The sequence below is a fragment of the Inquilinus sp. CA228 genome, assembly GCF_052078665.1.
In the GTDB taxonomy this organism is placed as follows: Bacteria; Pseudomonadota; Alphaproteobacteria; order DSM-16000; family Inquilinaceae; genus Inquilinus.
The window spans coordinates 9979-26759 of record NZ_JBQJIK010000098.1 but is presented as its reverse complement, the minus strand read 5'-3'; the positions used below and the strand labels follow the sequence as shown (position 1 = coordinate 26759).

Here is a 16781-nt window from a genome sequence, read left to right as displayed (position 1 = left end):
CCTCTCCCGCAAGCGGGAGAGGTCGGAGACGCGAAGCGGCTCCGGGTGAGGGGATTTTGTCGAGGCCGGGGCCCGCCCTCACCCGGTCTCGCTACGCGAGCCCGACCTCTCCCGCCAGGCGGGAGAGGCAAGACAACATCCCCAGGCGACTCTGGCGATGAAGACCCCCGGCTTCTGGTATCGCCCGGAGGCGACGCCGGCGGCCCGGCTGCTGGCCCCGGCCGGCGCGCTCTACGACCTCGCCTCGCGCCTGCGCCGGGCGCTCATCAAGCCGCAGCGCGCGCCGGTGCCGGTGATCTGCGTCGGCAATCTGGTGGCGGGCGGCGCCGGCAAGACCCCGGTGGCGCTGGCCCTCGCCCGCCGCCTGGCCGAGATCGGCATCGCCGTGCATGTCCTCAGCCGCGGCCATGGCGGCTCGCTGGCCGGCCCGGTGCGGGTCGACCCCGAGCGGCACAAAGCGACCGAAGTCGGCGACGAGCCGCTGCTGCTGGCCCGGGCCGCCCCCGCCTGGGTGTCGCGCGACCGCCCGGCCGGGGCCCGCGCCGCCGCTTCCGCCGGGGCCCAGCTGATCCTGATGGATGACGGCTTCCAGAATCCGAGCCTGGCCAAGGATCTGTCCCTGCTGGTGGTCGACGGCATGGGCTTCGGCAACGGCCGGATCCTGCCCGCCGGCCCGCTGCGCGAGCGGCCGGCGCACGGGCTCGCCCGGGCCGACGCCCTGGTGACCATGGGCCCGGACCGCGCCGGCATCGGCGCCCTGGCCGCCCGCCACGGCCTGCCTGCTCTGGCTGCCCGGCTGGTCCCCTCACCCGAAGATGCCGCCCGGCTGCGCGGCCGCAAGGTCCTGGCCTTCGCCGGCATCGGCCGGCCGGAGAAATTCTTCGCCACCCTGGCGGAGCTGGGGGCGGAGATCGTCGGCGCCGTTCCCTTCCCCGACCACCACGCCTACACGCCGGACGAGGTGATGCGCCTGGTCGAGACGGCGCAGGAGCGCGGGGCCGTGCCGGTGACGACGGAGAAGGACCTGGTCCGCCTGCCGCCCGAGGCCCGGCCGATGGTCGAGGCCCTGCGCGTCGACCTCGCCTGGGACGACCCCGCCGCCGTCGACGCGGTGCTGGAGCCGGTGGTGCGGCAGGTCGGGCCGTAGCCGCGGCAAGTCTCAGGAATTGCCACCCGGATCTGTCCGCGGATCGCCCGTGAGCAGGCGCTGCAGAAGCTGGATCAGGGCCTTGCCGAGGTCATCCGGACTTTCGATGGCTGGTGACGTTCCATAGATGTGATCGACGTGGTCGCCGATGCCCACTGCAGCCACCTCGATCTTCCCAGAAGCCCTGAGCCGCGGGACCACCTCGTGCAAATGCCGGCTGAGGTAGTCGGTGCCATTCTCCGCCAGCGTAGAATCGTCTGCTGGCGCCCCGTCCGAGACCACGATCACGATCTTGCGGGGTTCCGACCGCTCGCGAAGCCTCGATGCTGCCCATTCCAGCGCTTCGCCGTCGACATTCTCGCGCAGCAGATCAGGACGGAACATGGGCCACAGGCTGCCGTGAAGACGGCCGGTCGCCTCGCCGTAGACGATATGGCGAAGGTCGCAGAGCCGTCCGGGTGCGGCAGGACGCCCCGCAGCGATCCAGGCTTGCCGCGACTGTCCGCCTTGCCATCCGACCGTGGTGAAGCCGAGGATCTCGACCGCCACGCCGAGTGGGAGCAGGAAGTCGATCGCAATTTCCGCTGCCGCGGCGGCCAGCAAGATCTTCCTGCCCTTCATCGATCCGGAATGATCGATCAGCAGGGCGACGACCGTGGGCCGCGGCTGCCCGACCGGGTGCGCCCGGCGGATCTGCGAACTCGCGTCCAACGCCGCCATCTGCATGGCCAGCTTCCAGTCCGTCAGGCCACGCTCGAAGATGTCACAGGCCCGCCGATAGGCAGCAGCGTCCTCGGGGTCCAGCTGCGGCATGAGCCGTTCCAGATCCCTTGCGTCTACCCATTCGTCGAACAGATCGGTGAAGACCCTGTAGCCGTCCCGGCCAGCAACGTTCCCAGATCGTTTGGCCATCCTCCGGAGACGGTGGCCGAGACCGACCATGAATGGCGACGCAAACACGATCGGCGCTCCGAGAGTGGAGCAGCCAGCATGGCGGTCCGGCGGGTCGACAGACAAGGGCGAGTTCGCGCTGCCCTCGTCTGGGACCCCACGGCCGTCGACGCGGTGCTGGAGCCGGTGGTGCGGCGGGTACTCCGCGCCTAACCCCCTGCCCCCGGACGCAGCTCCCGGCGCGGCGCGCCCCAGGTCAGGGTCGAGACCATGTCGAGCACCAGCTGCCCGTCGGTCGCGAGGGGCCGCATCAGCGCCTCGAGCTCGCGGTCGAATTCGGCGGCTAGGGCCTCGCCCATCACGACTCGGCTCCAGGTCGCGCGCGAATGCTGGCCGCGGATGAACTCGGCGAGGCTCTGCCGGACCGTGAACGGAAAGTCCCTCTGGCCGGCGATGTCCATCCACGCCTCATGGCGCCCGGCCTCCGCCGCGGCGCCCGCCGGATCGTAGCGGCCGCCGACCCGGGCGAGCCACCGCGCCAGGAACGCCGTCCATGCTTCGTCGCCGCAGGGGGCGGCGGCCGGCTCGTCGCCGGCGATCACCGCCAGGGTCCCGGTCCAGCCCGCCAGCTTCGGGAACACCGCGTCGTGGTCGAGCCAGTGGATCGAGGTGCCGGCCGTGACCAGGTCGAAGCCGCGATCGGTCCGATAGGCCTCGGCCGTGTCGCAGGTCCAGGCGATGCCGCCATGCCGGCCGGCATCGGCCGCCCGGCCGGCTTCGATCATCGCCGCGGACGGGTCGAGCGCCACCACCTCGGCGAAGTGATCGGCCAGGACGATGGCGACCTTGCCCGGCCCGCAGCCCAGATCCAGCGCCCGGCCGCGCCCCGCCACCAGCCCGAGCAGAAATTCGTAAAGCTCCGGCGCATAGGGCGGCCGGGCGGCGTAGCATCGGGCGACGTCGGCATCGGCAAAGGCCGAGGCGACGGCCCGGCGCGCCGAGGGGCTGGTGGCGATCCGCCCGGGACGATGCATGGGACCTCCGCTGGTCGACGTTCAGTTCGGCTTATCCAATGGGACGATGCTGTTGAGAAGCCTCTGTCTCAGGGTTTGGATCCACTCATTGTCCGAATGCAACAGGCATCCGGGAATTGGCCAGCCCGGTGCCGACTCGATGAGATGCAGCAGGGCCCATGCCAAGCCAAAGAAGTCATCATCGCCAAACAGCCGGCAAAGCACAGTTGCCTCTTCATCGGAAACCGGCGGCCGTATCCCCTCAAGAAGCCGCTGATACTCTGCGACCTCGTCTTCTCCGACGGCGCGGGAAGCAGGCATCGGCCCAAGTCTGGCGAGATCGGCAACCTGATTCCTCATGGGCATCCTCGTGGATAACCCTCCCATGCCATCGGCACTCTACAGCATATGGACCATCATGCCGCCCGGCGGGCAATATACAGGCTGGTCGTCATGTTGCGGATGACCCGGCCGCCGAAGCTGTCGCGCGCGATGCGGCGCAGCTCGGCCAGCACCGCCTCGCGATCGGGGCGGAGGCTGACGGTCGAATAGGTCGCGTAGAGCGCCGCAATCTGGTCCTCATCCAGCACCAGGGACCATGCGCGCGCAGCCGTATCGACGATGTCGAACGCGCCGGTCCGCTGCAGCGCCGCCAGGCGGGCCTCGGTGTCCAGGCCGAACGGGATGCCCCGCTCGCCGGCCGCGGGGGTGGACGGGCCCTCCAGGAGCTCCAGGGTCGCGAGGTGGAACGGGTCGGGCCGGCTGTCGTCACCGAACACGTTCCAGAACGCCGCCCACCAGCCACCGGGGCGAAGCAGGCGCGCGATCCTGGCCAGCGCGGCCTCTTCGTCGAGCCAATGGAAGGCGGTGCCGCAGACGCCGAGGTCGAAGGCCGCCTCTGCCAACGCCGCGTCCTCGAAGGCGGACACCAGCACCGTCAGGGCCGGGTCCGGATGGGCCGTCCGCAGGAATTCGGCGAGCCGGGGGTCCGGCTCGACGGCGACCAGCGGATCGGCGCCGGACTCCAGCAGCCGGCGGGTCGCCTTGCCCGTCCCGGCGCCGATCTCGAAGGTCGCAGTCCCGGGACCGAGGGCGCAGCGGGACCGGAGCGTCCGATAGACCCATTCCGGGTAGTCGGGACGGGCGCCGTGATAATTGGCCGGGTCGGCCCCGAAGGCCTGGCGCCCCGCATCCCTGGCAAGTCTCGGCGGCGGCATGATCTGTCTCCGATGGCGGATGCTGCCTCCGCAGCAACCGCTGCGCACTCCGGGTGCCCTCAGAACGCCAGTCCGGTCTTGAAGATCTCCACGGCGTAGAACGCCAGCTCGCCGTCCAGCGCGCGCTGGATGTTGGCGGCCTTGCGGAAGCCGTGCTGCTCGCCGGCGAACAGGACGTAGCCGACCGGCTGGCCCTTGGCCCGCAGCGCGTCGACCATCGCCTCGGTCTGGTTCGGCGGCACCACCTCGTCCTCGTCGCCCTGGAAGAAGATCACCGGCTTCGACAGCTTGTCGGCATGGAACAGCGGCGACCGCTCGCGGTAGCGCTCGGCCTCCGCCGGATACGGGCCGATCAGCCAGTCGAGATAGCGCGACTCGAACTTGTGCGTGTCGCGCGCCAGGGCCGCCGCGTCGCTGACCCCGAAATGGCTGGCACCGCCGGCGAAATACGAGTCGAAGGCCAGCGCCGCCAGCGCGGTGTAGCCGCCGGCGCTGCCGCCCGTGATCACCGACCGGGCGGCATCGGCCAGGCCCTGCGCCGCCAGGTGTTTCGCCCCGGCCACAGCGTCCTGCACGTCGACCACGCCCCAGGCCAGGTTCAGCCGGTCGCGATAGGCCCGGCCGTAGCCGGTGCTGCCGCCATAGTTGACGTCGAGCACGGCGATGCCGCGGCTGGTCCAGTACTGGATGCCGAGATTGAGCGTCGAGGACGCCGCCGAGGTCGGGCCGCCATGGATCTTCACCACCAGCGGCGGCACATCGCCCGCCGGCGCCGCATGGTCCGGGCTGGTCGGCGGGTAGTACAGGCCATGGGCGGTGCGGCCGCCCGCGGTCGGGAACTCGACCGGCTGGGCCGGCGCGAAGAAGCCGCGCAGCGCCGGATCCTCGCCGATCCCGGTCGACCGCTTCAGCACCTCCCAGCGCCCGGTGGCGAGGTCGAGCCGGACGATCTGGGCGGGGTCGCGCGGCGAGCCGGCGCGGAACGCCGCCACCCGCTCGTCGGCGCGGACCGAGCTGATGTCGGTGAAGGGCAGGTCGATCGGCGTCAGCGCGCCGGTCATCAGCTCGACCAGGGCCAGCTTGCCCAGCCCGCCCTCGATATAGCTGCACAGCAGCCGCCCGGGGCCGGAGAAGGCATAGGTCGACAGGCCGAACACCCATTGCGGCTGGCCGAACTCCGCCGCCATCGGCAGCACCGCCTCGGCCGGGCCGCCGCGGCCGTCGCAGCGATACAGGTTCCACCAGCCGGAGCGGTCGGCGGCGAAGACCAGCCATTGCCCGTCCGGCGACCATTCCGGCTGGAACACCGATTCGCCCGACCCGCCGGCCAACGCCAGCGGCGGCCCGGCCGGGGTACCGTCGGCGTCGAGATCGGCGACGAACAACGTGGTCTCGACCCAGGGCATGTTCGGATGGTCCCAGACCAACCAGGCCAGGCGGCTGCCGTCCGGCGACAGCCGCGGGGAGGCGAAGAAGTCATGGCCCTGCGCCAGGATGCGGATGCTGCCTTCGCCCTCCAGCGGCACGGCGACGATCATGTTGTCGGGATGGGCCTGGCCGCGCTGGTGCCGCTCGCCGACGCCGATCCACAGCCGCCGGCGCGGATCGACCAGCCCGTCGGCGAAGCGCCACTCCTCCCCGGCCTCGCCGGTGGCGGCGGTGACCGGGACGGGCGCGGCGCCCGGCGCCTGGCGGTAGAGGCGGCGGTCCGGCGGCGCGCCGGCGGGGCCGGGCCGGTCGTTGGCGAAGAACACGGTGCCATCGGCGACGGTCCAGGCGCCGCCGCCATATTCATGCACCCGGGTGCGGACATTCACGGCCGGCGGGCTGACCTCGACGACCGAGCCGTCCGGGCCGCGCCGCATCAGCACGCTGCGCCCGCCCTCCTGCGGCCGGCCTTCCAGCCACCAGATCGAATCGCCGTCGAGCCGCATCTCGGACAGGCCGATCGACTGCGCCACGATCAGGTCGGAGGTGATCGGCGACCTCCAGAAGCCATAGGGGGCGGTCCTGATAGCAGTCATCGCTGGTCTCCGATCCATGGGACCGCCAGCCTGTCCGATCCGGCCGCGCGTTTCCAGCGCCGCCTATTTCTTCGCGATCACCCAGACCGCATGAACGATGCCGGGGATGTAGCCGAGCAGCGTCAGCAGGATGTTGAGCCAGAAATGCTTGTCGAAGCCGACCTGCAGGAACACCCCCAGCGGCGGCAGCAGGATGGCGACGATGATCCGGAGCAGGTCCATGCGCGTCCTTCAGTTGCGGGTCGGGACTCGGGGCGCGCGCGCCCGGGCGGATCATGCCATCCGCCCGGGCCGGCCGGTCACGGCATCATCGGCGGCTGCGGCTTGGGCTGGACCGACTGCTCGATGTTCTCGCCGGCCTTCTGGGTGTCCTGGCCGACACCGCGGACCGTGTTCTCGCAGGCGGCCATGCCGAGGCCCAGCAGGCCGGCGATGAGAACGATGCGTGCGATCATGATCAGCTCCTCACTTCTTGAGAACGTCGCGGACGGCGTCCTTGACCTTGCCGACGGCGGACTCGACCTTGCCCACGCCGGTCTGCGCCCGGCCCTCGGCCTGGAGCTTGCGGTCGCCGGTCACCTTGCCGGCCACCGTCTTACCCTTGCCGACCGCCTGGTCGACGGCGCCCTTGATGCGATTCTTGTCCATGGATTTCCTCCTGGGTTGGGACACCGATCCGAGACGGACCGGTCAGGTAACGGCGCCTCGCCGGCGGGAGTTCCGACGGCGCCGCGGCGGTCAGCGGACCAGGAAGCGGCCGATCGCCAGGCCGGCGGCGAAGGCCAGGCCGAGGGCGGTCAGCGGCCGCTCGGCCACCTGGCCCTGGATCTCGCCGGCCGCCGCCTCGGCCGCATGGCCGACGCGGCGGGCGCCCCACCGGCCGGCATCCTGGGCGGCGCCGCCGGCGCGGCCGGCCAGCGCGCCGATCTCCGACCGCAGCTCCGAGATCGTGCGGGTCAGGGCATCGACATCCTGTTCGAGGTTGCGGGTTGCCATGGTCTTTTTCTCCTCACAGTTGCATCGTCCGGCACGGGACAGCCGTCGCGGCGACGCCGCGCACCGGGCCCATACAAGAGCAACAGGGGAAATCCGGATCCGTCGCCGCTGCGGCATCGACGCCCCATGCCATGACCGCGCCACAACTCCAGCCGACCCTGAGGTCGTCCGGACCACGGAGCCAGGAGGGCCGCCATGGCCTTCGTCATTCCCGGCGCGTTGCTGCTGTTCGTCGTGCTGCTGGCGGTCCTGACCTGGCAACTCGGCGGCGCCCTCGCCGTCATCGTCATCGGGACGCTCCTCGTCCTCACCATGCGCTGGCGGCTGCAGGCGGAGCGGAGCTGGCGGCAGATCGTCTACAATCGACAGCTCCAGGCCGGCGCCACGCCGGAAGAGGCGAAGGCGAAGGCCGACAAGGCCCGGCTCGACTGGGGCCCGATCGATCCCTGACATCCGGGCTTTCGGGGTTGGCCCGGCCGGCCGGTCGCGGCATGGTGGCGGCCGACACAGCGGAGACCGCATGCGACCGAATCCCTTCGCGCTTCACCGCCGTCTCGGGCGCGCCGCCCTGCTGCTGGCGGTGTTCGCCCTGCCGGCCGGCGAGGTCGCGGCCCAGCAGCCCGCGCCGGGACAGACTGTGCCGGGCCAGGCCGCCCCGCCCGCCGCCTCGGCGCCATCCCAGGTGGTGCCGGAGACCGGGCCGGCATTCCGCCGCGCCGAGACCCTGGGCCGGCGGATCTATGTGATCGACGGCGCCGCCGCCCTGGCCAGCGCCGAGCTGCGCCGGGTCGGCATCGACCCGCAGGCCGCCGGCATCGTCGGCTGGGTGACCGAACCGGTGGCGACCGGCATCCTGGTCCGCTTCGTGCGCCAGGGCAGCCAGGGGCCGGAGGCCGCCTATGACGTCACCGTCGACGCCGGCGGCGCCGCCCCCGCTTTGGTCGGCCGCGAGGGCACGCCGCTGACGCCGGACCAGGCGGCCCAGTTCACCGCGGCGCAGATGGCGCTGGGGCGGCTCGTCCAGCCCTGCTCCAAGACCTACCGGCCGGTCGCGTTCCGCGAGCCCGGCACCCCGAACTGGCGGGTCTACGCCCTGGCCACGTCGACCGAGCCCGGCGTGTTCATGGTCGGCGGCCACTACAGCTTCCTGCTCAGCCCGGACGGCCACCGCATCCTGTCCGGCGGCCGGCTGCCGCCGCCCTCCTGCCTGGCCGGCGAGAAGACCACCGAGGGCCACCGGGCCGTCGCCTTCATGGTGGCCGAGCCGGTCTCGACGATCCCGACCGAGCTGCATGTCTTCCTCAGCCTGCGCCAGGACCTGCCGCTGATCGTCCTGACCGCGGACGGCAAGCGCTGGCTGGTCGCCCACGGCACCATCGCCACGGTGCGGGAGTAGGGCCGCCCTTGGCTGGCGCGGCCGGACACGGCATGCTGGCGGCGCAGGGGGGCCAGATGATCGACACCACCACGTCACCGCGCCGATCCGGCGTGGTCAGCGCGTTGCGGTGCGCGGCGCTGCCGCTCGCCCTGCTGGCCATCCTGGCCGCCTGCGCCGGCAGGGCTCCGCCGGGCGCGGCCGGCCCGGCCGCGGCGACAAACGTCGCGGGCTCCAAGCTGGTGGCCCAGACATCGCCGGAGATCCACCGGATCGAGGCGCTGGGCCGCACCCTCTATACCCTCGACATCGCCGCCGCGCGGGCCACCGATATCGCCTTCGCCGAGGGCGCGGATCTGCGGGCCCCGGACATGCGGGGCCGGGTGACGGACATCTCCGGCAGCAGCGTGCTGGTGCGCTTCGTCCGGCAAAGGGACGGCCGGTTCGAGGCGGCCTATGACGTGACCTTCGTCGGCGACGGCCAGGCTCCCGTCCTGACCCGGCCGGCGGATCCGACGTTGACGCCGGACCAGTCGGCCCAGCTCGCCGCCGGGCAGCTGGCGGCCGCCAGCCTGGTTCCGCTCTGCAAGCTGCCTTACACCCCCGTGGTCTTCCGCGATCCCGACACCCGGGACTGGCGTGTCTATCTCCTGGCCGCCAGCGCCGATCCGCAGGTGAGGGTGTATGCCGGCCACCAGCGTTTCCTGGTCAGCGGCGACGGCAGCCGGATCCTGTCCTCGGGGCCGCTGTCCCAGAACTGCCTGGCCCCCAGGCTGGAGGCGCCGGCGGGACATACGCCGGAAGCCTTCCTCATGACCGAGAGCCTGTCCCCCACCCCGACCGAGGCCCATGTCTTCGCCAGCCTGCTCTACGGGCTGCCCATCCTGGTGGTGACCGCGGCCGACAAGAGGCACTGGATCGTCGACCAGGGCCGGATCTGGGGGGCGACCTAGCCGCCACAGCCGGCTTCGCAGGATCTGTCAATCCGGCCAGGCTACACTGCCGCCGATTGGAGGGAGGCAGCGATGGCGAAATCCTGGACCGAGAAGCTGAACGACCCGCGGCCGCATCAGGTCAAGCCGGCGCCGATCGACATCGCCGGGATGAAGGCCGGCGAGATCATGCTGGTGCCGACGCCCCGGCTGATCGACGCCTTCATCCGCGCCATCCCGAAGGGCAGCGGCATGGATGTGCCGACGCTGCGGCGCGAGCTGGCTTGGCGGCACGGGGCCGAGGTGACCTGCCCGATCACCACCGGCTTCCACCTGCGCATCGTCGCCGAGGCGGCGTGGGAGGCGCATCGGCGCGGCGCGGCCGAGATCACGCCGTTCTGGCGGGTGCTGGACGGCCGGGCGCCGACCACGGCGAAGCTGTCCTTCGGCGATGCCTTCCTCCTCGAGCAGCGGCGGCTGGAGCGGCTGGGCTGATCCCGTCGCTCCAGCCGGCGAAGGCGATCAGGTTGCCGCCGCCTGCACCGCCGCGCCGCGGGCCTGCCGCGGCAAAGCCAGCGCCACCAGCCCGCCGAGGACGATGCCGAGCACGGCGAGGATGAAGGCGAGGCGGGCGCCGTCGGCGATCACCAGGCGCAGCGCCTCGCCCTGTTGCCCGGCGATCCCGGCATTGGCGATGGCGATCAGGACGGCGAGGCCGATGGCGTTGCCGATGTTCAGCGTGGTCGAGGCCATGCCGGAGGCGACGCCCTGCTCCTCCGCCGCGACGCCCGAGGCCGAGGCAATCCACATCCCGGTCCAGACGATGCCCTGGCCGATGCCGGAGACCACCAGCCCCGGCACCAGCGCGGCATAGCCGGCGGTGGTGGCGAGGCCGATCGCGACGGTGCCGACCACGCCGATCGCCGACCCCAGCAGCAGCGTGCTGCGCGTGGTCAGCTTCGTCGCCAGCCGCTCGCCCAGCTGGGTGCCGGCGGCGATGGCGAGCGACGGTACGATGAAGGCCAGGCCGGTCTCGAGCGCGCTGAAGCCCATCACGGTCTGGAACAGCACGGTGAGGAAATAGGGCAGAGCGCCGAAGCTGCCCATGTAGATGAAGGTGATCGACATGCCTGCGACCAGGCTGCGGTTGCGGAACAGCCGCATCGGCATCAGCGGGTCGGCACTGCGGGTCTCGATCAGCACGAACGTGGCCAGCAGGAGGGCGGAGAGCACGGCGGCGGCGACGATCGGGGCCGCGCCCCAGCCCGCCTCCGGCCCCTGCACCAGGACATAGACCAGCAGGGTGACGCCGGCGGTGACGGTCAGCGCGCCGGGCAGGTCGAAGCTGCGGCGGGCCAGGCGCGGCGGATCGCGCGGGATCACCGCCAGGGCGGCCAGGGCGACGATGCCGGCCAGCGGGACATTGACGAAGAACACCGCCGACCAGCCGAAGCCGTCGGTCAGCACGCCGCCGAGCAGCGAGCCCAGGGTCAGCCCGCTGGCCCCGGCGCCGCCCCAGACCGCGAGCGCCCGGTTGCGCCGCGGCCCCTCCTCGAACAGGCGGTTGACCAGCGACAGCGTGGCCGGGAACAGGATCGCGCCGCCGATGCCCTGCACGGCGCGGGCGATGATGATGACGCCCGGGCTCCAGGCCAGCCCGCCGACCAGCGATGAGGCGGCATAGAGGACGAGGCCGGACACGAACATCCGGCGCTGGCCGAGCAGGTCGGCGGCGCGGCCGCCGAACAGCAGGAAGCCGCCGCAGAACACGGTGTAGGCGCTGACCACCCATTGCAGCGACTGCTCGGAGAAGCCGAGGCCGGCGCCGATCTCCGGCAGGGCGACGAACACGATGTTGAGGTCGAGGGCGAAGATCAGCTGGGCGAAGGCCAGCAGCGCCAGGCTCCAGCCGAGCGAGCGGTGCCCCGCGGCGGACACGGATGCGGACATGGAGGGTTCCTTCCGTCGGATTCGATTCGTCCGACTGTACGCGTCTTATCGTACTGTTGAACAGTACTAGAATTTACGTACTATCTAAGCGAGACGCTTCCGCCGTCCCGCTCGCGGAGGTCGATGGTTTGACTGTACGCGTATCGTCGCTTATCTATCGGGTATGATCACCCCGCAGCACCCCGACCGGCACCAGATCCGGCTGGAGAACGTCCTGGCCGCCCTGGGTCATCCGATGCGGCTGAGCGTGATCCGCGTCCTGTCGCAGGGCGGCGAGCACGCCTGCGGCACGGTGCTGAAGAACGTGTCGAAATCGACCCTCACCCACCATTGGCGGGTGCTGCGCGACAGCGGCGTGATCTGGCAGCGCCCCTCCGGCCGCGAGAACCTGCTGTCGCTGCGCCGCGACGACCTCGACGCCCGCTTCCCCGGCCTGCTCGACGCGCTGATCGGCGCCGTCCGGGCCGATGCCGAGGCGCCGGGGCGCCAAGCTCCTTCGGAAGCCGCCGGCGTCTAGGGCTTCAGGTCCACCGCGGCCCGCAGGCTGCCGTCCATGTAGAAGGGTACGGATTCGTGCTCGTGCACGATCGCCCAGCCGTCGGCCGCCCGGCGCAGGCCGAGGGTGAGGCGAAACCAGAGATCGACCGCCTCGCCGTCGGTCTTGGTACCGCTCATCCGGGCGAAGCCGTGGCAGAAGGCGACGTCGCCGTCGGCCGTGATGTCGAGATTGTGGACTTCGTAGCCGATCGGCCCCCGCCAGCCGGCGAACCAGGCGTCCACCTCCTCGACGCCCGCCTGGTCGGCTGCCAGCGGCGACCCCATGGAGTAGAGGGAGTAGAGGGAGTAGAGGGAGTAGAGGGAGTAGAGGGAGTAGTCGGCGGCCTGGCGGCCGACGAAGCCCTTGGCGTCCTTGCGGCGCAGCGCCGCCGCGCGCTCCTCGATCAGGGCGCGGATCTCGGCCTTGCTGTCATGCTGGTTGGTCATCTCTTCCTCCATCGCGTCTGGGGTTCCGGCTGCTGGCACCGGCGCTGAACCGGACCGCCTGACCCCGGCACCTCAGGGCTTCAGGTCCACCGCCGCCCGCAGGCTTCCGTCCATGTAGAAGGGCACGGATTCGTGCTCGTGCACGATGGTCCATCCGTCGGCGGCGCGGCGGAGGCCGAGGGTGACGCGGAACCACAGCTCGACGCTCTCGCCATCGGTCTTGGTGCCGGTCATCCGGGCGAAGCCGTGGCAGAAGGCAACGTCGCCGCCCGCGGCGATGCCGAGATCGTGGATCTCGTAGCCGATCGGGCCACGCCAGGTGGCGAACCAAGCCTCCAGCCCCTCGGTTCCCGCCTCCTCGGTCCGCAGCGGCGGCGCCAGGGAGTAGAGGACGTAGTCGGCGGCCTGACAGGCGACGACGCTCTTGGCGTCCTTGCGGCGCAGTGCCGCCGAGCGCTCCCCGACCAGGGCGTGGATCCGGGCTTCGGTGGTGTTGGCGGCCATCTGTCTCTCCTCTGTCTCGAGTCCGTCCTCCGGACATCTGCCCAGAGGACGGATCGGCGACCGCGGATCCGACATCCGGGCTGCTTTTCTCAACAGAGGACCGGCGCCGGGCGATCCCCGGCGCCGGTCCCGTCAGGCCCGCTTCGGCTGCTTGAGCGGATCGCCCTTCTCGCGATTCAGCGCGATGCCGGCGGCGACCAGCCGGCCGACCTGGTCGGCACCGATCTGCCCGGGACCGTCGAGCTTGATCGACGCCATCTGGAAGCCGCCGCTCGGCTCCAGCCGCGGCTCCAGCGCCGTCATCTCGGCACCGCGCCACAGGGCGAAGGTGACATGGGCCTTGTGCGCCTTGACCAGGCAGACCGGGCCGCCGGCCTCGTAGACCGGGTGGCCCCATTTGAACGCCTCGGTGACGCCGCCGGCGGCGAGGATGTCCCGCCGCAGCGCCGCCACCGCCTTCGCCTGCCAGCCCGAGAGCCCGGCGACATACTCATCGACCGTCTTGGCCATGATGGTTCGTGTCCCCCTGGACCGGTTCAGCGGATCGGCGCGCCGATCGACCACAGCACGCCGAACGGGTCGCGCAGCTGGCCGTAATTGTCGCCCCAGAACATCGGCTGCAGCGGCGTGACGATCTCGGCCCCGGCCCCGACCGCGCGCTTCCACCACGCATCGGCGTCGTCGACCTGGAGATGCAGGGTGAAGCCCTGCGGCTTCTGGAACGGATGGCCGTGCTCCGGATAGGGATCGCAGAGCATCACCGAGCCGCCGTTGATGTAGAGGTGGATGTGCATGGTCCGGCCCTGGTCGTCGACCGGCACGCGGCCGCACTCCTCGCCGCCGAACGCCTTCTGGTAGAACTCCGAGGCCTTCACCGCCCCTTCGACAACGAGATAGGCGGCCACGCCGTGGACCTGGGCCCGCGCCTGCATCGCGGATTCGTCGAACTCAGTCATCTGGCCTCTCCTGCATTCCGGCCGCGGCGGATGCTGCGGGCCTGCCTCAAGGACGGCTGGGCCGGAGCGGCGCCGACAACGGCTTCGAGAAATTTTTCCGGCCTCAGAGACCGTTTGGAAATGCGCTGGTGTGAGTCGGCTGGCGGTGGTTTCGAGAACCGGAGCGCAGCGCACGTTTGGTGCGTGAGCACCGGAAGCGGAGAAACCGCCGTCAGACGGCCGCACCAGTAGCGTTTCCAGACGGTCTCTCAGCCGACCTCGGCGGTGCCGTCCTGCTGCAGCCGGTCGAGATGCATGCGGATATGGGCGGCCTCGGCCGCGGTGTTGGCCAGGGCGATGGCCTGGTTGAAGGCCTCGCGCGCCTCGCCGAAGCGGCCGAGCTGCTGCAGCAGCGCCCCGCGCACCCCGAAGAAGTAGAAATAGCCGGACAGGCGCGGCGCCAGCGGCTCGATCAGCTCCAGCGCCGCCTGGGGGCCGTGCAGCTTGGCCACGGCGACGGCGCGGTTCAGCGTCACCACCGGCGAGGGCTGCAGCCGCTCCAGCGTGGCGTAGAGCAGGTCGATCTGGGCCCAGTCGGTGTCCGGCGCCCGCGCCGCCCGGGCGTGCAGCGCCGCGATCGCCGCCTGCACCTGGTACGGGCCGGGGCTGCGGTGGCGGATCGCCTTGTCGATCAGCGCCAGCCCTTCGGCGATCATGGCGCGGTTCCACAGGGTCCGGTCCTGCTCCTCCAGCAGCACGATGCTGCCGTCGGGGTCGAAGCGTGCCGGCGCCCGTGAATGCTGCAGCAGCAGCAGCGCGGTGAGGCCCATGATCTCGGGCTCGGCCGGGAACAGCCGCAGCAACAGCCGGGCCAGGCGGATCGCCTCGTCGCACAAGGGGGCGCGCAACGGCGCCTCCTCGCTGTTGGCGGCGGAATAGCCCTCGTTGAACACCAGGTAGATCATGGCGGCGACGATCGCCAGCCGCTGCGCCCGCTCCGGCGCGCCCGGTGCCTCGAACGGCACGCCGGCATTGGCGACCTTGGCCTTGGCCCGGGTGATGCGCTGCTCCATCGCGCTTTCGCCCACCAGGAAGGCGCGGGCGATCTGCCTGACCGACAGGCCGGAGACGATGCGCAGCGCCAGCGCGATCTGCTGCGTCGCCGGCAGGTCGGGATGGCAGCAGATGAACAGCAGCCGCAGGATGTCGTCGCGGTACTCGGCGCCGTCCAGCCGCTCGGCCATGTCGGCCTCGGCGTCGCCGAGGTCGGACAGCAGCTCGTCCGGCGGCAGCGGCTCCTGCTTGCGGCCGCGGCGCACGCCGTCGAGGGCGGCGTTGCGGCCGACGAAGATCAGCCAGGCCGCAGGGTCGCGCGGCGGCCCCTTCTGCGGCCAGGTCTTCAGCGCCCGGAGACAGGCCTCCTGGAACGCCTCCTCCGCCGTGTCCAGGTCCCGGAAATAGCGCAGCAGCGCGCCGAGGGCCTGGGGGCGGGCAGAGGCGAAGGCCGCGTCGATCCAGGCGAGGTCGGTCATGATCCAGCGGTTCCCGGCTTGAAGATGCGGATCGGGCGGACCTCATAGGATCCCCCGGGATTGGCGCGCGCGAGGTCGCGCACGATGTCCAGCACCTCGTCCAGCGAGGCGCAATCGAAGGTGTAGAAGCCCAGAAGCTGCTCCTTGGTCTCGGCGAAGGGGCCGTCGATCACCAACGGCTCGCCCACGCCGCTGCGCAGGGTGGTGGCGGCGGTGGTCGGCAGCAGCCGGGCGACGGGCCCGATCTTGCCCTGCTTCGCCAGCGGCTCCTGCACCGCGGCCAGCCGGGCCATGACGGCGTCGTCTTCGGCCTTGCTCCAGGCCTCGGTCACGGCTTCGTTGTGGTAGCAGAGGACGGCGTACAGCATCCGGGTGTTTCCTTCTTCCTCCCGAGGACGAAGGAGTATGCCCGCAGCCGACACGACCGGCAAAAAATGCGGCGGCCTCAGCCCAGCTCCGCCAACGCCATCTCGGCCACGGCCAGGTCGATCGCCGGGTGGTCGCCGTCGTCGAGGCTCCAGACGGCGGAGAGGGCGGCCGAGGCCAGCACCCAGCGCAGCAGCCGGGCGCGATCCATGCCCGCCGCCTCGGCCACCACCGTCGCCCGCCGGGCCAGCCGGCCGGGCTGGGTGGCCACGGCCCGGTCCGGCTCGGCCAGGGCCGGCGCGCCGGGGAAACCCATGTCGGGGTTGGTGAAGATGCCGCCGAAATCATAGCCGCGGTCGCCGACCAGGTACCGGGGATCGATCACCAGCCAGCCGCGCGGGCCGAAATCCAGCACGTTGCCGTGGTGCAGGTCGCCATGCAGGGTGACGACGTCGCGCCGCTCCGCCAGCAGCCCGCGGGCGACGGCGGCGGCGTGGGCCACGACGCCGCCGTAGCGGTCGCCGCCCAGGGTCAGCGGCTCGAACCATGTCTCCAGCGGCAGCAGCCCGTCCGGCAGCGGCCGGCCGCGCGGCGCGTGCAGCCGGGTCGCGGCGTCGCACAGGATGCGGCAGGCCTCGTCGTCCTGCCCCTGCATCGACATGGCGACCAGCGAGGCCGGGCCCGTGGCGCGTTCCAGCAGCAGCGTGTCGCCGTGCTGGGCCAGCACCATCGCCGCCCCCTCGCCGGTCCAGTACTGCATCAAGAGGCAGCCCAGCTTCTCATCCGCGTTGACCGGCTGCTTGATCATCGCCGGCAGGTCACCGCAGCGCACAGCGAGCAATCGGCTGCCATGGGTGACGATCGGCTCGCCGTCCGGCACCAGGTCCCAGCGGGCCAGGTCTTCGTCGAACATCC

23 protein-coding genes are annotated in these 16781 nt (G+C 71.5%); 6 read left to right on the top strand and 17 right to left on the bottom strand.

The genetic code is table 11. The features are described 5' to 3' along the window. Positions 1-157 precede the first annotated feature (157 nt). Positions 158-1147 carry a tetraacyldisaccharide 4'-kinase gene (gene lpxK, locus ACTOWL_RS33585; protein WP_441325653.1) on the top strand — a complete coding sequence of 330 codons (990 nt, stop codon included), beginning with the start codon at positions 158-160 and terminating at the stop codon, positions 1145-1147. A gap of 12 nt (positions 1148-1159) precedes the next feature. On the opposite strand, the gene ACTOWL_RS33580 is transcribed toward lpxK, so the two are convergent. From ACTOWL_RS33580 to ACTOWL_RS33540, 9 genes are all read right to left on the bottom strand, one after another. Next, positions 1160-2059: a cobaltochelatase CobT-related protein gene (locus tag ACTOWL_RS33580; RefSeq protein ID WP_441325652.1), complete on the bottom strand. Its 900-nt coding sequence runs from the start codon at positions 2057-2059 to the stop codon at positions 1160-1162. 188 nt (positions 2060-2247) lie between these two features. Then, positions 2248-3072, bottom strand: coding sequence for a class I SAM-dependent methyltransferase (locus ACTOWL_RS33575; RefSeq protein ID WP_441325651.1), 825 nt, complete (start codon positions 3070-3072; stop codon positions 2248-2250). A 21-nt stretch (positions 3073-3093) separates the two neighbouring features. Then, entirely contained in the window at positions 3094-3411 is a 318-nt protein-coding gene (locus tag ACTOWL_RS33570) for a hypothetical protein (RefSeq protein ID WP_441325650.1), read from the bottom strand. 56 nt (positions 3412-3467) lie between these two features. After that, positions 3468-4268, bottom strand: a complete 801-nt coding sequence (locus ACTOWL_RS33565) for a class I SAM-dependent methyltransferase (RefSeq protein ID WP_441325649.1) — start codon at positions 4266-4268, stop codon at positions 3468-3470. Between the two features lie 59 nt (positions 4269-4327). Further along, complete coding sequence (locus tag ACTOWL_RS33560; RefSeq protein ID WP_441325648.1) at positions 4328-6292, bottom strand: S9 family peptidase; 1965 nt, start codon at positions 6290-6292, stop codon at positions 4328-4330. Between the two features lie 63 nt (positions 6293-6355). Beyond that, positions 6356-6514 carry a YqaE/Pmp3 family membrane protein gene (locus ACTOWL_RS33555; RefSeq protein ID WP_441325647.1) on the bottom strand — a complete coding sequence of 53 codons (159 nt, stop codon included), beginning with the start codon at positions 6512-6514 and terminating at the stop codon, positions 6356-6358. Positions 6515-6591: 77 nt separating this feature from the next. Next, positions 6592-6747 (bottom strand): entericidin A/B family lipoprotein, encoded by a 156-nt coding sequence (locus ACTOWL_RS33550; protein WP_441325646.1) that lies wholly within the window; start codon positions 6745-6747, stop codon positions 6592-6594. Positions 6748-6757: 10 nt separating this feature from the next. Next, the gene (locus ACTOWL_RS33545) at positions 6758-6940 is read right to left on the bottom strand and encodes a CsbD family protein (RefSeq protein WP_441325645.1); all 183 of its coding nucleotides are present in this window, start codon (positions 6938-6940) and stop codon (positions 6758-6760) included. 90 nt (positions 6941-7030) lie between these two features. Further along, entirely contained in the window at positions 7031-7288 is a 258-nt protein-coding gene (locus tag ACTOWL_RS33540; protein ID WP_441325644.1) for a hypothetical protein, read from the bottom strand. Positions 7289-7483: 195 nt separating this feature from the next. Between ACTOWL_RS33540 and ACTOWL_RS33535 the strand changes: the two genes are divergently transcribed. The 4 genes from ACTOWL_RS33535 (at position 7484) to ACTOWL_RS33520 (ending at position 10090) form a co-directional block, all read left to right on the top strand. Next, positions 7484-7738 carry a hypothetical protein gene (locus tag ACTOWL_RS33535; RefSeq protein WP_441325643.1) on the top strand — a complete coding sequence of 85 codons (255 nt, stop codon included), beginning with the start codon at positions 7484-7486 and terminating at the stop codon, positions 7736-7738. Between the two features lie 70 nt (positions 7739-7808). Then, entirely contained in the window at positions 7809-8684 is an 876-nt protein-coding gene (locus tag ACTOWL_RS33530; protein ID WP_441325642.1) for a hypothetical protein, read from the top strand. A 56-nt stretch (positions 8685-8740) separates the two neighbouring features. Beyond that, positions 8741-9616, top strand: coding sequence for a hypothetical protein (locus ACTOWL_RS33525; RefSeq protein WP_441325641.1), 876 nt, complete (start codon positions 8741-8743; stop codon positions 9614-9616). 72 nt (positions 9617-9688) lie between these two features. Beyond that, a complete protein-coding gene (locus ACTOWL_RS33520; protein ID WP_441325640.1) occupies positions 9689-10090 on the top strand; it encodes a hypothetical protein in 402 nt (133 codons plus the stop codon). Positions 10091-10117: 27 nt separating this feature from the next. On the opposite strand, the gene ACTOWL_RS33515 is transcribed toward ACTOWL_RS33520, so the two are convergent. Then, positions 10118-11545 carry an MFS transporter gene (locus ACTOWL_RS33515; RefSeq protein ID WP_441325639.1) on the bottom strand — a complete coding sequence of 476 codons (1428 nt, stop codon included), beginning with the start codon at positions 11543-11545 and terminating at the stop codon, positions 10118-10120. 163 nt (positions 11546-11708) lie between these two features. On the opposite strand from ACTOWL_RS33515, the gene ACTOWL_RS33510 reads away from it, so the two are divergent. Then, the gene (locus tag ACTOWL_RS33510; protein ID WP_441325638.1) at positions 11709-12062 is read left to right on the top strand and encodes an ArsR/SmtB family transcription factor; all 354 of its coding nucleotides are present in this window, start codon (positions 11709-11711) and stop codon (positions 12060-12062) included. Here the strand turns inward: ACTOWL_RS33510 and ACTOWL_RS33505 are convergent. From ACTOWL_RS33505 to ACTOWL_RS33475, 7 genes are all read right to left on the bottom strand, one after another. Continuing rightward, positions 12059-12529: a YybH family protein gene (locus ACTOWL_RS33505; RefSeq protein WP_441325637.1), complete on the bottom strand. Its 471-nt coding sequence runs from the start codon at positions 12527-12529 to the stop codon at positions 12059-12061. The genes ACTOWL_RS33510 and ACTOWL_RS33505 overlap by 4 nt on opposite strands. A gap of 72 nt (positions 12530-12601) precedes the next feature. Beyond that, a complete protein-coding gene (locus ACTOWL_RS33500; RefSeq protein WP_441325636.1) occupies positions 12602-13033 on the bottom strand; it encodes a YybH family protein in 432 nt (143 codons plus the stop codon). A 132-nt stretch (positions 13034-13165) separates the two neighbouring features. Then, positions 13166-13543, bottom strand: a complete 378-nt coding sequence (locus ACTOWL_RS33495; protein WP_441325635.1) for a DUF1801 domain-containing protein — start codon at positions 13541-13543, stop codon at positions 13166-13168. Between the two features lie 26 nt (positions 13544-13569). After that, a complete protein-coding gene (locus ACTOWL_RS33490) occupies positions 13570-13989 on the bottom strand; it encodes a VOC family protein (protein WP_441325634.1) in 420 nt (139 codons plus the stop codon). Between the two features lie 248 nt (positions 13990-14237). Further along, entirely contained in the window at positions 14238-15500 is a 1263-nt protein-coding gene (locus tag ACTOWL_RS33485) for an RNA polymerase sigma factor (protein ID WP_441325633.1), read from the bottom strand. Then, positions 15497-15868 (bottom strand): YciI family protein, encoded by a 372-nt coding sequence (locus ACTOWL_RS33480; protein ID WP_441325632.1) that lies wholly within the window; start codon positions 15866-15868, stop codon positions 15497-15499. The genes ACTOWL_RS33485 and ACTOWL_RS33480 overlap by 4 nt, the downstream gene beginning before the upstream one ends. 77 nt (positions 15869-15945) lie before the next feature. Further along, positions 15946-16779 carry an aminoglycoside phosphotransferase family protein gene (locus ACTOWL_RS33475; RefSeq protein WP_441325631.1) on the bottom strand — a complete coding sequence of 278 codons (834 nt, stop codon included), beginning with the start codon at positions 16777-16779 and terminating at the stop codon, positions 15946-15948. Positions 16780-16781 lie beyond the last annotated feature (2 nt).

Bases quoted from the DNA above. Each gene is read 5' to 3' on its own strand.
- lpxK (WP_441325653.1), top strand. From the start codon at position 158: ATGAAGACCCCCGGCTTCTGGTATCGCCCGGAGGCGACGCCGGCGGCC.
- ACTOWL_RS33580 (WP_441325652.1), bottom strand. From the start codon at position 2,059: ATGGCCAAACGATCTGGGAACGTTGCTGGCCGGGACGGCTACAGGGTC.
- ACTOWL_RS33575 (WP_441325651.1), bottom strand. From the start codon at position 3,072: ATGCATCGTCCCGGGCGGATCGCCACCAGCCCCTCGGCGCGCCGGGCC.
- ACTOWL_RS33570 (WP_441325650.1), bottom strand. From the start codon at position 3,411: ATGAGGAATCAGGTTGCCGATCTCGCCAGACTTGGGCCGATGCCTGCT.
- ACTOWL_RS33565 (WP_441325649.1), bottom strand. From the start codon at position 4,268: ATGCCGCCGCCGAGACTTGCCAGGGATGCGGGGCGCCAGGCCTTCGGG.
- ACTOWL_RS33560 (WP_441325648.1), bottom strand. From the start codon at position 6,292: ATGACTGCTATCAGGACCGCCCCCTATGGCTTCTGGAGGTCGCCGATC.
- ACTOWL_RS33555 (WP_441325647.1), bottom strand. From the start codon at position 6,514: ATGGACCTGCTCCGGATCATCGTCGCCATCCTGCTGCCGCCGCTGGGG.
- ACTOWL_RS33550 (WP_441325646.1), bottom strand. From the start codon at position 6,747: ATGATCGCACGCATCGTTCTCATCGCCGGCCTGCTGGGCCTCGGCATG.
- ACTOWL_RS33545 (WP_441325645.1), bottom strand. From the start codon at position 6,940: ATGGACAAGAATCGCATCAAGGGCGCCGTCGACCAGGCGGTCGGCAAG.
- ACTOWL_RS33540 (WP_441325644.1), bottom strand. From the start codon at position 7,288: ATGGCAACCCGCAACCTCGAACAGGATGTCGATGCCCTGACCCGCACG.
- ACTOWL_RS33535 (WP_441325643.1), top strand. From the start codon at position 7,484: ATGGCCTTCGTCATTCCCGGCGCGTTGCTGCTGTTCGTCGTGCTGCTG.
- ACTOWL_RS33530 (WP_441325642.1), top strand. From the start codon at position 7,809: ATGCGACCGAATCCCTTCGCGCTTCACCGCCGTCTCGGGCGCGCCGCC.
- ACTOWL_RS33525 (WP_441325641.1), top strand. From the start codon at position 8,741: ATGATCGACACCACCACGTCACCGCGCCGATCCGGCGTGGTCAGCGCG.
- ACTOWL_RS33520 (WP_441325640.1), top strand. From the start codon at position 9,689: ATGGCGAAATCCTGGACCGAGAAGCTGAACGACCCGCGGCCGCATCAG.
- ACTOWL_RS33515 (WP_441325639.1), bottom strand. From the start codon at position 11,545: ATGTCCGCATCCGTGTCCGCCGCGGGGCACCGCTCGCTCGGCTGGAGC.
- ACTOWL_RS33510 (WP_441325638.1), top strand. From the start codon at position 11,709: ATGATCACCCCGCAGCACCCCGACCGGCACCAGATCCGGCTGGAGAAC.
- ACTOWL_RS33505 (WP_441325637.1), bottom strand. From the start codon at position 12,529: ATGACCAACCAGCATGACAGCAAGGCCGAGATCCGCGCCCTGATCGAG.
- ACTOWL_RS33500 (WP_441325636.1), bottom strand. From the start codon at position 13,033: ATGGCCGCCAACACCACCGAAGCCCGGATCCACGCCCTGGTCGGGGAG.
- ACTOWL_RS33495 (WP_441325635.1), bottom strand. From the start codon at position 13,543: ATGGCCAAGACGGTCGATGAGTATGTCGCCGGGCTCTCGGGCTGGCAG.
- ACTOWL_RS33490 (WP_441325634.1), bottom strand. From the start codon at position 13,989: ATGACTGAGTTCGACGAATCCGCGATGCAGGCGCGGGCCCAGGTCCAC.
- ACTOWL_RS33485 (WP_441325633.1), bottom strand. From the start codon at position 15,500: ATGACCGACCTCGCCTGGATCGACGCGGCCTTCGCCTCTGCCCGCCCC.
- ACTOWL_RS33480 (WP_441325632.1), bottom strand. From the start codon at position 15,868: ATGCTGTACGCCGTCCTCTGCTACCACAACGAAGCCGTGACCGAGGCC.
- ACTOWL_RS33475 (WP_441325631.1), bottom strand. From the start codon at position 16,779: ATGTTCGACGAAGACCTGGCCCGCTGGGACCTGGTGCCGGACGGCGAG.